15 protein-coding genes and 1 pseudogene are annotated in these 14446 nt (G+C 46.1%); 10 read left to right on the forward strand and 6 right to left on the reverse strand.

The window, feature by feature from the left end:
* Positions 1 to 73 precede the first annotated feature (73 nt).
* Entirely contained in the window at positions 74 to 1702 is a 1629-nt protein-coding gene (gene abc-f / locus D368_RS00280; RefSeq protein ID WP_094247200.1) for a ribosomal protection-like ABC-F family protein, read from the forward strand.
* A 136-nt stretch (positions 1703 to 1838) separates the two neighbouring features.
* On the forward strand, positions 1839 to 2561 hold the full coding sequence (locus D368_RS00285; RefSeq protein ID WP_029326195.1) for a gamma-glutamyl-gamma-aminobutyrate hydrolase family protein: 723 nt from the start codon (positions 1839 to 1841) through the stop codon (positions 2559 to 2561).
* A gap of 33 nt (positions 2562 to 2594) precedes the next feature.
* On the opposite strand, the gene D368_RS00290 is transcribed toward D368_RS00285, so the two are convergent.
* From D368_RS00290 to D368_RS19750, 4 genes and pseudogenes are all read right to left on the reverse strand, one after another.
* Positions 2595 to 4748, reverse strand: coding sequence for an MMPL family transporter (locus D368_RS00290; protein WP_128574456.1), 2154 nt, complete (start codon positions 4746 to 4748; stop codon positions 2595 to 2597).
* Positions 4749 to 4846: 98 nt separating this feature from the next.
* Positions 4847 to 5482, reverse strand: coding sequence for a two-component system response regulator YdfI (ydfI, locus tag D368_RS00295; protein WP_014304442.1), 636 nt, complete (start codon positions 5480 to 5482; stop codon positions 4847 to 4849).
* Positions 5475 to 6632, reverse strand: a pseudogene (locus D368_RS00300) (sensor histidine kinase). Before D368_RS00300 ends, ydfI begins: the two are co-directional and overlap by 8 nt.
* A gap of 136 nt (positions 6633 to 6768) precedes the next feature.
* Entirely contained in the window at positions 6769 to 7032 is a 264-nt protein-coding gene (locus D368_RS19750) for a hypothetical protein (RefSeq protein WP_202735854.1), read from the reverse strand.
* Positions 7033 to 7163: 131 nt separating this feature from the next.
* On the opposite strand from D368_RS19750, the gene D368_RS00310 reads away from it, so the two are divergent.
* The 5 genes from D368_RS00310 to D368_RS00330 are packed head-to-tail and all read left to right on the forward strand — an operon-like array spanning position 7164 to position 9480.
* The gene (locus tag D368_RS00310) at positions 7164 to 7409 is read left to right on the forward strand and encodes a spore gernimation protein GerQ (protein WP_101562767.1); all 246 of its coding nucleotides are present in this window, start codon (positions 7164 to 7166) and stop codon (positions 7407 to 7409) included.
* A 17-nt stretch (positions 7410 to 7426) separates the two neighbouring features.
* Positions 7427 to 7795, forward strand: coding sequence for a spore coat protein (locus D368_RS00315; RefSeq protein ID WP_070081429.1), 369 nt, complete (start codon positions 7427 to 7429; stop codon positions 7793 to 7795).
* 18 nt (positions 7796 to 7813) lie between these two features.
* Positions 7814 to 8950 carry a zinc-dependent alcohol dehydrogenase gene (locus D368_RS00320; RefSeq protein ID WP_003156072.1) on the forward strand — a complete coding sequence of 379 codons (1137 nt, stop codon included), beginning with the start codon at positions 7814 to 7816 and terminating at the stop codon, positions 8948 to 8950.
* Positions 8951 to 8968: 18 nt separating this feature from the next.
* A complete protein-coding gene (locus D368_RS00325) occupies positions 8969 to 9166 on the forward strand; it encodes a hypothetical protein (RefSeq protein WP_003156073.1) in 198 nt (65 codons plus the stop codon).
* A 14-nt stretch (positions 9167 to 9180) separates the two neighbouring features.
* Complete coding sequence (locus tag D368_RS00330; protein ID WP_016937108.1) at positions 9181 to 9480, forward strand: spore coat protein; 300 nt, start codon at positions 9181 to 9183, stop codon at positions 9478 to 9480.
* 196 nt (positions 9481 to 9676) lie between these two features.
* Here the strand turns inward: D368_RS00330 and D368_RS00335 are convergent, their stop codons facing one another.
* The gene (locus D368_RS00335) at positions 9677 to 10255 is read right to left on the reverse strand and encodes a TetR/AcrR family transcriptional regulator (protein WP_102422381.1); all 579 of its coding nucleotides are present in this window, start codon (positions 10253 to 10255) and stop codon (positions 9677 to 9679) included.
* Between the two features lie 244 nt (positions 10256 to 10499).
* Between D368_RS00335 and D368_RS00340 the strand changes: the two genes are divergently transcribed.
* Together D368_RS00340 and D368_RS00345 are read left to right on the forward strand one after the other, a co-directional pair.
* Complete coding sequence (locus D368_RS00340; RefSeq protein WP_077721862.1) at positions 10500 to 11690, forward strand: MFS transporter; 1191 nt, start codon at positions 10500 to 10502, stop codon at positions 11688 to 11690.
* 213 nt (positions 11691 to 11903) lie between these two features.
* Positions 11904 to 12266 carry a hypothetical protein gene (locus tag D368_RS00345; protein WP_077721861.1) on the forward strand — a complete coding sequence of 121 codons (363 nt, stop codon included), beginning with the start codon at positions 11904 to 11906 and terminating at the stop codon, positions 12264 to 12266.
* 48 nt (positions 12267 to 12314) lie between these two features.
* Here D368_RS00345 and D368_RS00350 read toward each other — a convergent pair whose 3' ends face one another.
* Positions 12315 to 12935, reverse strand: coding sequence for an FMN-binding negative transcriptional regulator (locus tag D368_RS00350; protein WP_060675340.1), 621 nt, complete (start codon positions 12933 to 12935; stop codon positions 12315 to 12317).
* A gap of 118 nt (positions 12936 to 13053) precedes the next feature.
* Between D368_RS00350 and pdxR the strand changes: the two genes are divergently transcribed.
* Complete coding sequence (pdxR, locus tag D368_RS00355; protein ID WP_128574457.1) at positions 13054 to 14436, forward strand: MocR-like pyridoxine biosynthesis transcription factor PdxR; 1383 nt, start codon at positions 13054 to 13056, stop codon at positions 14434 to 14436.
* The last annotated feature ends 10 nt before the right edge of the window (positions 14437 to 14446 follow it).

Genomic DNA, 14446 nt, shown 5'->3' on the forward strand with positions numbered 1-14446 from the left:
ACAGGTACGGCTAATCCTTCCAAATCAATTGGGAGGATTTTTTTGTCCTCCCTTTAAAGCGAGGGATTGACATATGAAAGAAATGTTAAAGTTAAGCGGCATCAGTTACGAAATCAACAGTGTTCCCCTTTTTGAACAGATCAGCGCGAGTGTTCAGCAAGGCGACATCATCGGCGTTATCGGTAAAAACGGCGCCGGCAAATCTTTATTGCTGCAATTGATCTGCAATCAAAAAGCGCCGTCACAAGGACAGATCCAGATGCTGCAAGATGTGAACATATATATGGTGGAACAAGAAACGGAAGCTTATGATTCCGGCCACCCGGAGCCTGCGGAGGCAGCCTTGTTAGAAAAGTGGAACGTGCCCGCACGCGCCTTTTCGCAATTAAGCGGCGGAGAAAAATTGAAAGCCCGTCTTGCCAAAGGTTTCTCCTCCTCAAGCGGCCTTTTGTTATTAGATGAGCCGACGAACCACCTCGATCAGCACAGTTTAGAAATACTGCTGAATCAGATCAAGAATTACAAAGGCACCATTATTTTCGTTTCGCATGATCGTGCTTTTATAGATGCAGCGGCGACAAAAATCTGGGCCATCGAAGGAAAGAAACTCATTGAACATAAAGGGAATTATTCAAGCTATATGGAGGTCCGCAAACAGAGAAGGCTGACACAGCAGCGGGAATATGAGAATCAGCAGCATATGATCAGACGGATTGAAGCTCAAATGAACGAGCTGAGCGCCTGGTCAAAAAAAGCCCACGCCCAATCAACGAAAATAGAAGGCTTTAAAGAATATCACCGCGTAAAAGCAAAACGCACGGACGCCCAGATTAAATCAAAGCAGAAGCGTCTTGAAAAAGAGCTTGAAAAAGCGAAAGCAGAACCGGTTGAAGCAGAGTATGAAGTCCGTTTTTCCATTGAGCACCGCAAAAAAGCGGGAAAGCGTTTTTTAGAAGTAAGTGATGTCACAAAGTCATATGACGGCCGAACGCTTTTTAAAAACGTGAATTTCACTGTGATGCACGGTGAAAAGATCGCGATTACAGGCCCGAACGGCAGCGGGAAAACAACATTATTGAAGGTCATCCTCGGGCAGGAAAAAGCGCAGGGCGGCATATGGATTTCTCCGTCTGCAAACGTCGGATATTTAACCCAGGAAGTATTCGACCTTCCGCTTGATAAAACCCCCGAACAGCTTTTTTACAAAGAAACGTTCGAAGCAAGGGGAAATGTTCAATCCCTCATGAAGCATTTAGGATTTACCGCAGCGCAATGGACGGAACCCATCGGCAAGATGAGCATGGGAGAGCGGGTCAAATGCAAGCTGATGGCGTTTATTCTGGAGGAGAAAGATGTGCTGATTCTGGATGAGCCGACAAACCACCTTGATCTGCCGTCACGCGAGCAGCTTGAAGACACTTTGGCCCGATACGACGGAACGCTCATCATCGTATCGCATGATCGCTACTTTGTCGAAAAGACGACGGACATCCGGCTTGATATCTCAAACGGCAGCGTCCGAAAACAATGGAAAGAATCTCCCTCCGTCAGGGATGATGCTGAAGAACTGCGATTAAAGCTTGAAACCGAACGGCAGGAAGTCCTCGGAAAACTCAGCTTCATGACTCCGGCTGATAAACAATATCGTGAGCTTGATCAAAAATTCAAAGAGCTGACGGAAGAAATCAAGAAATTGAAATGAATGTAAAAACCCGTGATTGTCACGGGTTTTTTTGAAAAGTTCACATATCATGAAGAATAATTTCAAACTGATTTGTACAACCTACGTTCAGATTTATACGAGAAGGTTCAGAAAGAAAGGTTCAGGTGAACGCAGGATGGCCAAACGCATCGGAATTACGGGAAACATTATGGCTGATCAATCCGGCCCTTTCCCGGGTTATAATCGGGCATATGTCAATAATGATTATATTCAGTCTGTTTCTGAGGCCGGCGGTGTGCCGTTTATATTGCCGGTGATTCAAGAGACGGCGCTTTTAAAGGAACAGGTCTCTCATGTTGACGGCATCATTCTGTCCGGCGGCCAGGATATAGACCCGCTGTTTTACGGCGAAGAACCTTTACAGGCTTTAAGAAAGACCTTTCCTGATCGGGATGCCTACGAGAAGGAGCTGATTCTCACGGCGGTTGCTTTAGAAAAGCCGATTCTGGCCATCTGCCGGGGGATGCATATGTTAAACGTCACTTACGGGGGAACTTTATATCAAGACCTGACACACGCTTCATTTGCTGACATTAAGCACGATCAAGAAAAAGATCCGCCGTTAAAAACCCATCATGTTTCTTTTGAAAAAGGGACACGTCTCCATTCCTTGTTTGGCGATTCAGCGCGGGTGAATTCATTCCATCACCAGATCATAAAAGAGACGGCGCCTTCGTTTAAAGCCGCGGCTTATGCGAAAGACGGGGCCATTGAAGCGATTGAACGGACGGGTGAATTATTTGTCGTCGGCGTGCAATGGCATCCCGAAATGCTGACAAAAAAGCACGAAGACATGAAAAAGCTTTTTTCTCTGTTCATGAATGCGGTCAGCACATAAAAAAAGCAGATCATAACGATCTGCTTTTTCATTTTATTCTTCCGGTTTCTCCGGTGTTTTGCCTTGTGTCAGCTTATGGCCTTCGATATCCACGTTCGGAATGATTTTATCCAGCCACTTCGGCAAGTACCAGGCCGCATGTCCCATCAGCTTCATGACACTCGGAATGATGGTCATTCTTACAATGAACGCATCGAAAAGAACACCGAAGGTCATTGCTAATCCCATGGATTTGATCGTAGAGTCCCCCGCGAAGATAAATCCCGCAAAGACGAAAATCATGATCAGTCCCGCCGCTGTTACGACAGGTCCGCTATGTTTCAATCCGGCATGGATGGCTTGTACCGGATTTTTTGTTTTGACATATTCTTCTCTCATTCTGCTGACAAGGAATACTTGATAGTCCATCGCCAGCCCGAAAAGAATACCGATGGCTAAAATAGGCAGGAAGGCGAGAATCGGACCTTTTTCCGGAATGCTGAGCAAGCCGGTGAAATTCCCATCCTGCAGAACGAATACCGATAATCCGAGTGTAGCGGTCATCGTCAGCAAAAAGCCGACGACGGCGGCAAGCGGCACGAGAAGCGAGCGGAAAACAACGGTCAGCAATACAAACGCAAACCCGACAATGAGAATGGCGAATTCCGGAATCGCATCATTTAACCGGTCTGAAATATCAATATTCACCGCTGTTGACCCGGTAACGAGCAGGCGGATGCCGTTTTTGTCTGATCGTTTCCGTATATCCTGCACTAACTCTTTCGTTGCCTTATCATTCGGCCCGGTTTCAGGCACTGCCGTAATGATGGCATAATCCCCTTTTTGATTCGGCATGGCAGGTGTGACGCTCGCCACATTGTGCAAGTCCTTTATTTCTTTCACGGCTTCTTGAAATGCTTCACTTTTGTTCCCCTTGACCCCTTTTGCATCGGCAACAATTGTCAGCTTGCCGTTAAAGCCTTCGCCGAATCCTTTAGACAACAGATCATAGGCGCGGCGGTCCGGGCTGTCTTTCGCTTTCATTCCCGCATCAGGCAGCCCCAGCTCTAAATGCATGGCCGGCAGACTGATGACGGCTAAAAGAATAATGCTGAAAATGCTTAACAGAATAGGCTTCTTTGTAACGAAGCGCCCCCAGGCATTCGTGTCGGCGCTTTTCTTTTCTTTCTTCTTGTTTGATTTCGGAATCATCCGTTTTCCTGCGATTGATAACACCGCAGGCACCAGCGTTACTGATGCCAATACAGCCATCAGCACACTGAGCGCCGCAGTCAATCCCATCGCAGACATGAACGGAATGCCGACAACGGTCAATCCGCAAAGCGCGACGATCACGGTCAGTCCCGCAAAAACGACGGCGCTGCCAGCCGTTCCCGCAGCCTTAGCGATCGATTCATTTTTTTGTACACCTTCGCCCAAAAACTGACGATGCTTCGTAAAGATAAACAGCGCATAATCAATCCCGACGGCCAGGCCGATCATTCCGGATAATGAGAGACTGACCGAGGCTATTGTAAAGACCTGTGTTCCGATTAACGTCAGCGCGACGCTTACGCCTAACCCAATCAGGGCTGTGACAATCGGCAGCCCCGCTATAACTAATGAACCAAACGTAATGGCCAGAACGACGAAAGCCAGCACAACGCCGACAATTTCAGAGACACCGCCGACTTCAACACCGGCCCCCGGCACATCGCCGCTGAGCTCCATCTGCAGGCCCTTGTCTCCGGCGGCGGACAGACTGTGTTTAATATGTGAAACAGACGCCTCCGTAATGTCATCCGCCGCTTTTTTGTACGTAATATCGGCATATGCCACTGATCCGTCTTTAGAAATGGTTCCTGTCTCAAAAGGACTTGCAATCGAAGCGACTGAATGATCTGTTTTGATCTTCTTTAATGTCTCTTCAATCGCTTGTTTTTCCGGTTTTGACGTCAATTTCTTCCCGTCTTCAGCTCCGAAAATAACCCGTATGCTTCCTTTATCGGGCCCCTTTGAAAATTCTTTTTGAATGATATCCATCGCCTTTTCAGAAGGTGTGTCGGGAATTGACATATCCTCAGAAAAAGCAGGTTTTAACGAGATGGCGATCACAATCGAAGCGATCAGTATCACGAGCCACGCACTGATCATTTTGAATCGGTTGCGGGCAGACCATCCCCCTAATTTATATAAAAAACCAGACATCGAATACTCCTCTCCAATCATTACTTTCTGCCTAATTGTAGTTCACATTCACATAAAAAAAACGTACATAGGGGCATGTACGTTTGGGCAGTTTTTCATTATATATTCAGTTTCAGAATGCCTTTTTGCATGGCAATGGTGACGGCTTCCGTCCGCGAATCAGCGCCTAATTTGTTATAAATCGATGTTAATCTCGCTTTTACCGTCCGCTCTGAGATTCCTAAATCGAAGGCGATCGCTTTGCTTTTATGTCCTTTCGCCACGGCTTGCAGAACTATGATTTCCTTGTCCGTCAGCTGTGTTTCATTGGCATTTGCCCGTTCCATTTTCATTTCCCGGAAACGGCGCAAGATGTCCGGCTGCAGAAGCACTTCTCCCCTCACCGCCGCATCCATCGTATGAAATAAGGTTTCTGAGCTTGTGTCCTTCAGCAGATAACCGTTCGCGCCTGATTCGATGCCTTCTATCATCAGATGATCTTCATTATAGGTCGTCAAAATAATGATCGGCACATCAGAATGCTCTTTTATCTGTTTAATGGCTTCCAGCCCGCTCATTTCCGGCATGTACAGGTCCATGAGAATGACATCGGGCTTTAGTTCCTCTGCAAGGCGGACGGCGGTTTTCCCGTTTTCAGCCTCTCCCGTTATGGTGTAATGGTCATTTGTTTCTATCAAAAGCTTCAGACCTTCTCTGACGACAAGATGGTCATCTGCTATTAACACTTTATACATGTTCCGCTTCTCCTTGAATTGGTATGATGATCTCAATTTGAGTTCCCGCTGATCTGGCGCTTGTTATACGGAAAGTGCCGTTCATCATATTGACGCGTTCTTGTATCCCAAGCAGCCCGTAATGTCCGCTTTTTCTCATTTCTGTTCCGGCATCAAAGCCTTTCCCGTCATCTTTGACGGTTATGCGGATCTGTCCCTCTTCTTCCTGAACGGACACCCAGACATTCTTGGCTTCTGCATGCTTGGCGGCGTTTGTCAGGCCTTCGCCGATCATGTAATGGCAATTCTCCGCCGTATGAACGTCAAGCACATGATGCACGCTGTAATCTAAAAAACAAGACAGCCCGGAGGCTTCTGTAAAATGGTTGATTTGTTCAGTGATGCTTTCTTTTAAGAACCCGATCTCTTCTGATTTGCTGCGAAGGTTGTCAATGGCCGAGCGCGCATCAGCCAATGTGCCCTTCACTCTGTCCATTGACTGGCTGATGATGTCTTTCGCTCTGTCAGTGTTACCCTTTGAAAGATGAACATGCACCGCTTCAAGCTGCATATGCAAGCTGACCAGCCCTTGCGCAAGCGTATCGTGCAAGTCTCTCGCCATCCGCTGCCTTTCGTTTTGAAGCGTCAGCTGTTTCACTTGCCGGTGAGCGAGCTCTAATTTTTCAAGCGTCATCTGTGTTTTATTTTTCATCAACTTGCGCGAAAAATGTTGCCGCATACGTGATAATCACGATCATGATGGGAGCGGCGATAACGATGAAACGAAGCAGATGATGCGGATGCTCCTGGTGCAGGGCTGCTATGGACATTAAAATGAAAAGATAGAGTATGAGCAGCGTTTTGCCCTTATCCGCCATTCCGATAATCTGCCCGATTAAAAAGGCATAGAGACCGATGACCGCCGCGATATAGCCGCCGGTCATCAAGTTAGCCGATGTATATATGATTAATCCCTGTATGATGAAATAAAGAAACGTTTTTTCTTGACCCAGCGATAGGAATGCCAGTGCAGCACGGCAAAAATGACGATCAATATCGTGAATAACAGCAGCAATAAAACCGTCCAGCTTTCATAAATGTACTGCAAAGAGACTGATGCGGCATATACCATAAAAATAAACGCCAGACCGGGCACCCGAAGCGCAAGCATATGCAATGAGCGTCTGTCACGGGAGACATAGTCTTCTTGATGTTTTGTACCAAACAATCTCTGTCCACTTCCTTTTAGCCGACCGGCCTCACGAGATTTTATTCTATTTTGTCATCATACCATAAGTGCCTTCTTCTCACCTTCCCCTTCTGTCCTGCATGGCGAGTGAAAGAAAAAACAGCCTGCGGGATTGTTCGCAGGCTGCTTTCGCGAGATTGGTTATATATGGGCTTGCGTTCGGCTCATTGATCGGCCTGTTAAGCGTCAGCCGGATGATCTCGCGGAAGGGAACCAGGTTCGTTGCCCCGGTCAGCGTTCTGTTTGTTATCACTGGGATATTTGTCATCAGCGCAGGTTGTTTTTCCGCTTTCAAAAGCATCGTGTTTGCCGGACTTATCATCTTCGGGATTAGGCTTCCTCTTTTATTGATTTCTTCTCTCTTTTTTCTTATAAACAAAATTTGTAAGACTAAAGTCCTTTTCTAAGGGGAAATTAACTACGTATTTCTAGAAAGGGAGGTTTAAAAGACTTATGGAAAAGCGAGAATTAGCGGCTCACGAGTCGCTTGACTTACATGAAATGATTAACTTCAAGACGCTTTGTGTAGCGAAATCCAAGCTCATGCAAGGACTTGTGTTTAATCAGGACCTGAAAACGTTAATGGAGAAAGATGTTCAGCAAGCCTCTCAAGACCTGGCTGATTTACAGGCGGTTTATGAACGTGCATCTTTTCAGGCTCCTGTTCCTCAAAACCGGCCGACTTCGATCATCAATTGAAAGGAAGGTAAGCATCATTGAATCATGACTATTTAGATCCAATCAATTCATTACACGTCCCTGAACTCGCAGATATGACATTCGCAATGGATTTTCTTTTACGGGCAAAAGAAGGCGTCAGAAATACCGCCGTCGCTTTAACAGAAACCGCTTCACCTGATGTAAGAGCTTTGCTGCGCAAACAGCTCATGCAGGGAATCGCGATGCATCAGGAAATTACAGACTTGATGGTCAGCAAAAAGTGGTTTCATCCGCATGATCTGAGCGAACAGTATAAATTGGATCAGCTCTCTGCGAAAAATACCCTCATGGTCGGAAATATGAATCTGTTTCCCGTTGAAACGAACAGAAAAGGGATGTTTGACCGCACACCTGATGAACACTAACACTGGAGGTATTACAGCATGAAGGCCGTAACGTATCAAGGAGTGAAAAACGTCGTAGTCAAAGACGTGCCTGATCCGAAGATTGAAAAACACGATGACATGATTATAAAAGTCACAAGTACGGCAATTTGCGGATCAGATTTACATTTAATCCACGGACTCATTCCGAACTTGCAGGAAGACTATATTATCGGGCATGAACCGATGGGCATTGTGGAAGAAACCGGTCCCGGCGTGACGAAAGTCAAAAAAGGCGACCGCGTCATTATTCCTTTTAATATCGCCTGCGGAGAATGCACTTATTGTAAAAATCACCTGGAAAGCCAATGTGATCAATCAAATGAAAACGGCGATATGGGCGCTTATTTCGGCTATTCAGGGAGTACCGGCGGCTATCCGGGCGGCCAGGCCGAATATTTACGCGTCCCTTTTGCGAACTTCACCCATTTTAAAGTCCCCGAAACATGCGAAGAACCGGATGAGAAATTGAGTGTTATTGCCGATGCGATGACAACCGGTTTTTGGAGCGTTGACAATGCCGGCGTAAAAGCAGGCGATACGGTCATCGTTCTCGGCTGCGGGCCCGTGGGCCTTTTCGCTCAAAAATTCTGCTGGTTAAAGGGAGCGAAACGCGTAATAGCCGTAGACTATGTCAACTACCGTCTCCAGCATGCGAAACGGACGAATAAAGTGGAAATCGTGAACTTCGAAGACCACGAAAATACGGGCAGCTACCTGAAGGAAATCACCAAAGGCGGCGCTGATGTGGTTATTGACGCCGTCGGCATGGACGGAAAAATGACGGATCTGGAGTTCCTCGCCAGCGGATTAAAACTTCAAGGCGGGGCGATGAGCGCATTGGTCATCGCGTCCCAAGCGGTGCGAAAAGGCGGAACGATCCAGATTACGGGTGTGTACGGCGGCAGATACAACGGGTTTCCCCTTGGCGATATCATGCAGCGGAACGTCAATATCCGATCAGGACAAGCTCCGGTTATCCATTATATGCCGTATATGTTTGAACTGGTGTCAACCGGCAAAATTGATCCTGGCGATGTTGTAAGCCATGTCATTCCGCTCAGTGAAGCGAAGCACGGCTATGAGATGTTTGACACGAAAACAGATGATTGTATTAAAGTTGTACTCAAACCTTAGAGAACGGAGGCTACAGAAATGGCCAGCGCCTTACATGAATTACTCGAAATTCAGGAGATGGCTTCTTTTAAGTCACTTTGTCTGACGAAATCCAAAACCATGAAAGCGCTCGTATCCGATCCGCAGCTGAAAGAAATCATGCAGCAGGATGCGGATACATCAACAAGGCAATTGCAGGAATTTGCCTCGATTTTATCTGATGCAAAGCATGAATAGGAGATGAATGACGAATGAATCCAATTATGGAATACTTGACGGGGATGGATGCACTGACAGACCAAATTGTCGCTATGGATTTATTGAATTCGGCAAAAAGCGGAGTCAGAAACTATGCGATGGCGGCGACGGAAGCCGGAACGCCTGAAGTGAAAGCGATCCTCACCCGTCACTTAGAAGAAGCCATCGACATGCACGAGCAAATCTCACGCTATATGATGGAAAAAGGCTGGTATCATCCGTGGAACACAGATGAACAAGTCCGGTTTAATTTACAAAATATTGATACGGCGCTCCGCCTGCCCGTCCTATAAATGTTTTGCTGCTGAGACAGCACCTCTGGCTCAAGCTTCAGGATTTCCAGGCAACGAAACAGCTCTGCAGCTTCTCCAGCCTTTCTTCGGGCGGTGAAATGCGTGCGTGGCAGCTGCCGGGCGGTTCGCAAATAGAGCAGAGAAGGCAGAACAATTTGTTCTGCCTTTTCATTATCTGCCCCATTCGAGCGATTATTCACGTAGCTTGAACTCCCTTAAACGCACTCATCACAAGATCATGCACATAGGAATCATTCACCTCATCACCTGTGATCAACAGGCGATAGAAAATCGGTCCGTAAATGAGATCGATGCTTACTTCAATATCAAGATTCTCTCTTAATTCACCTTTCTGAATTCCCTTTTCCAGAAGGCCTTTCGCTTGGAGGCGGCGGGGCTGGAAAAATCGCGTGCGATATTCTTCCGCCAATTTTGCATCCAGCTGTCCCGCACCGATTAATTCCTTAATAACGGTTCCTTCCCGGCTTGTCAAAAACTTTGCTAAATTCGCGGCGTGGATCAATATATCTTGCACTGTTGATCCTGTATCGGGCACAGGCAGTCTGTCCGTAGCGGTCGAAAGAAAGCTGTCCATGATAACGGCAGCCTTGTTTGACCACCATTTATAAATCGTTGCCTTACTCACTTTGGCACGCTCTGCAATTTTATCGACTGTCACCGCGTCAAAGCCATTTTCCAACAATAGGTCATAGGCAGCAGAAAGAATCGCCTTATGTGTTCCTTCATCACGCGGCCGTCCTCGTTTACTCTGCACATGAATCATTCCTTCCCGAATTATAAACGATACGTTCAGTATACTTAACATGATAAAAAATAAAACAGAAGCCTATTTACAAAACTGAACGTTCAGTATATTATTTACTTATAAAAACTAAACGTACAGTTTAGTAAATACTCAACACTCCGCAAAACCTTAGCACTAAAAATCTATGGAGAGGAGATGAATCAGCAAAATATTTATCAAACCTCATAAAATCATTAAAAAGGAGTTCATTCACATGGCTACGTTAAACAAACAAAAAGCAGATCAGAGAATCTCAACCAGTTTAACCCTTCTTCTCGCAACGGCATGCGGTATCATTGTCGCTAATCTTTATTATGCACAGCCCTTGGCAGGATTCATTAGTGCGGCAATCGGGCTTTCTCCAAGCAGTGCCGGATTGATTGTCACGCTGACTCAAATCGGATACGTTGCCGGCCTACTGTTTCTCGTCCCTTTGGGAGATATTATCGAAAACAGAAAACTTGTCGTGGTATCGCTCCTACTAAGCGCAGCCGCTCTAACTCTGACAGCATGTGTGAAGCATGGAACACTGTTTTTAGCCGCTGCGTTTTTCATCGGACTGGGATCCATCGCAGCCCAAGTGCTAGTTCCGTTCGCATCATACCTTGCACCAGATGCCGCACGAGGCCGGGTTGTCGGCAATGTGATGAGCGGCCTGCTTCTCGGTATTATGCTTTCCCGTCCGATATCCAGTCTGGTCGCTGATATATGGGGGTGGAATGCCATATTTGCTTTATCCGCCGCGTTAAGTGTTGTCCTGGCAATCGTCTTATCAAAAGTGCTTCCTGCCAGAAAACCAACAGCAAACACAAGCTACACCGTCTTACTCGGTTCAATGTGGAAGCTGCTGCGCACGACTCCGGTCTTACGCCGCCGTGCCATTTATCATGCGTTTGTATTTGGAGCTTTCAGCTTATTCTGGACGACTGTACCTTTATTATTGTCCGGTCCTGCTTTTCATTTTTCTCAAAAGGCAATCGCGCTGTATGCATTAGCGGGCATTGCGGGTGCAGCGGCTGCACCGATAGGCGGCCGTCTGGCTGATCGCGGCTTGACCCGGCTTGCCACCGGAATCGCTCTCGGTGTTGTCATCGTTTCTTTATTACTCCCGCTAATGATTCAGAGCAGCTCCCCCGTCGGAATAGCAGTTCTGGTGGCCGCAGCTATCCTGTTGGATATGGGGGTATCTGCCAATCTCGTACTCAGTCAGCGTGCCATTTTTTCGTTGGCACCTGAATTTCGCAGCCGATTAAACGGATTATTTATGGCAATCTTCTTTCTGGGCGGCGCTGCAGGCTCATCAATCGGAGGATGGGCATACGCCTCAGGCGGGTGGAGTATCACATTATGGATTGGAATCGCTTTTCCTGTCATAGCATTGCTTTATTTCACCACGGAGAAATAAGCCTTTCCCAAAAATAAGCCGTCAGGACCAAGCTGACAGCTTTTTTTGGTGTATTCTTCTTTACATCCATCCGAACAAAACATCCGGATTCATGAAAAGATGATATTGATTCTTTACGCCCCGCTCATATAGCCGGACTTCCAATTCTTTCAGCAGCGGTAAAACCATGTCATAATATGTTAAGAAATAATTGCGCCATAGGCAGGTGAACACATGAAGAAGTATTTATATAAACACCTTTTGTTAGCTCTCGTTTCGTCCGTTTGCTTTTTATTGGTCTTTTATGTGGGTTTAAAAATGACACAGGAAGACACACCTCCGTTGTCTTCTTACCCGTTTTACCTTTTTATTTATCTTTACATAGCAGCCATATATTTGACGGTCGGCCTTGTTTTAGCTTGTATGACTGATATCTTGAAAAACCGCTGGACATTGAATAAAACGTCTTCCATTCTATTGAAACTTATCGTTTACTTACTCATACCGTATGCTATTTTTCATTCTTTCTTCATTTTAATGGCGCCGTTGATTTATGTGCTGTTCGAGTCGTTATTCATCCTGAGAAAAGCTTCATAATCAGAAAAAAACATACCGCATGCTGCCGGTATGTTTTTAACATGCTTGTCAGTTGTCCGCGGTGATCCGTTTGATGTTTTCTTCCATCAAGCCGGAAATGAGCTGTTCGTTTGTATGAGGAATCTGTTTGAGCTGTTGTACGACCAGCCCTTGTCTTGCAGCTGAATGATTTTGACTCAGCTTTGCTTGCCCCTCTATTTTGCTGATTTTGATTTTAAAACCTTTTACCCCTTTGTTCATGCCTGCCAGCAATTTCGCATCGACATCCTCTAATTTGTACGGGCTGTCGGGGCTTTCATATTTCAATACGAGATCACTCATCGATTGCACGGTTTCTTCCTCATCCAAAAGCTCCGCCTCTCCGTAAACATGAACCGCCACATAATTCCATGTGGGAACAGCCTGATTCGTCTCATACCATTTAGGCGAGATATAACAATGAGGCCCTTGAAAAACGGCTAACACGTTTTGGCCATCAATCTCTTTCCATTGGGGGTTCGGCAATGCAAAATGACCGTATAAGCATTCGTTATCCTTACTCATCATCAATGGCAGATGGGTTGCATACGGCATGCCCCCCGCCGTTGAAAACAATGCTGCGAAACCATACTCTTTGATTACATCGCACGCTTCAGCTTCACTCAGCTGAAATGGAGCCGGAATATACATACAAAACTCTCCTCTCTGAACATGGATTGATAAAGCGCTTTCCGCTATAATAAAATATCAACTGACATTTAAAAAGATACAGTTTCAAATAAATACACATGTCAGAGGAGAACATCTGATGAAAAATTTGATTTTCGCTTTCAGAAGCGGCACCCCGAAATACAAACAAATTTACGAGCAATTTAAAACATTGATTGAGCAGGGAAATATTCAGGCAGATGAGCGGCTGCCTTCGATTCGGGAGCTGGCGGATTCCCTGCGGGTAAGCCGCAATACAACGCTGATGGCTTATGATCTTCTTTTAGCGGAGGGATACATTCGCGGGGAAACACGCAAAGGTTATTTTGCAAATGAAGTAGAGCCTTCTTTATTTCAAAAAGAAAACGATGTTGTTTACGCTGAGGAAACCGAATCAACTCAGCCGATCCTGATTGATTTTCGCGCCGGAGCCGTCGATCAAAAGCATTTTCCTCTGAAAACATGGAGAAAATTATACAATCAAGTTTTGACATCAGAGAAAAGCTTTCTGTACGGTGAACCGTTCGGCGAGAGAAACCTGCGTGAACAAATTGCCGCTTATCTCTTGGAATCACGCGGGGTGAAAACAGATGCGGATTCCATTATCATCGGCAGCAGCACCCAGCAGATGCTGATATATCTCAGCCGGATTCTGAAAGAGGATTTTTCCGGAATTATCGTTGAAGACCCTGGGTTTGACGGGGCCAGAGCGGCATTTCAATTTCACGGGCTATCTATGGAAACGATGCCTGTCTATGAAAACGGAGCTGATTTTTCTCAATTGCATGCAATGAAAGAAAAATTAATCTATGTGACCCCATCCCATCACAGCCCTTACGGCGTAAGCATGTCCATTCAGCAGCGCCAAACACTGATCAATTGGGTGAATCATAGAGAGGGTTATATTCTTGAAGATGATTATGACAGTGAATTCCGTTATACACAGCAGCCGTTTCCCGCTCTTGCTTCCATTCAATCAGACCGGGTGATTTATTTAGGGAATTTCTCAAAATCCTTTCTACCGGGCATCCGCATAAGCTATATGGTTTTGCCGCAGCGCCTTTTGCACCGGTATAAAAAACGGTTTATTCATTTCGAAAGCACCGCTTCTTCGCTTAATCAGCTGACCATGGCTGAATTGATAAAGGCCGGTGAATGGACCCGCCATATTAAGCGCATGCGCACTGTCTACAAGCGTAAGATGCAGCACTTGACTTCACATATCACGCAGCAGTTCGGCGATCAGGTGACGATCATCGGCGAGCAGTCGGGATTGTATATATTGGTGAGAGTTCACCTGAACTATACAGAAGAAACATTAATCGAACGCGCTTTTCAGTACGGAGTGAAGGTATATCCTACCGCCGTTTATTTCGTTGCCGGAAAGCCTGAACCGCCGATCATAAAGTTAGGTTTCGCCCATCTCGATACGGATCAGATCGCACAGGGCGTACAGCTTTTGAGAAATGCTTGGCCGTCATGAAAGAAAAAAG

It is taken from the genome of Paenibacillus lentimorbus NRRL B-30488 (genome assembly GCF_000411595.1).
GTDB lineage: Bacteria > Bacillota > Bacilli > Bacillales > Bacillaceae > Bacillus > Bacillus velezensis.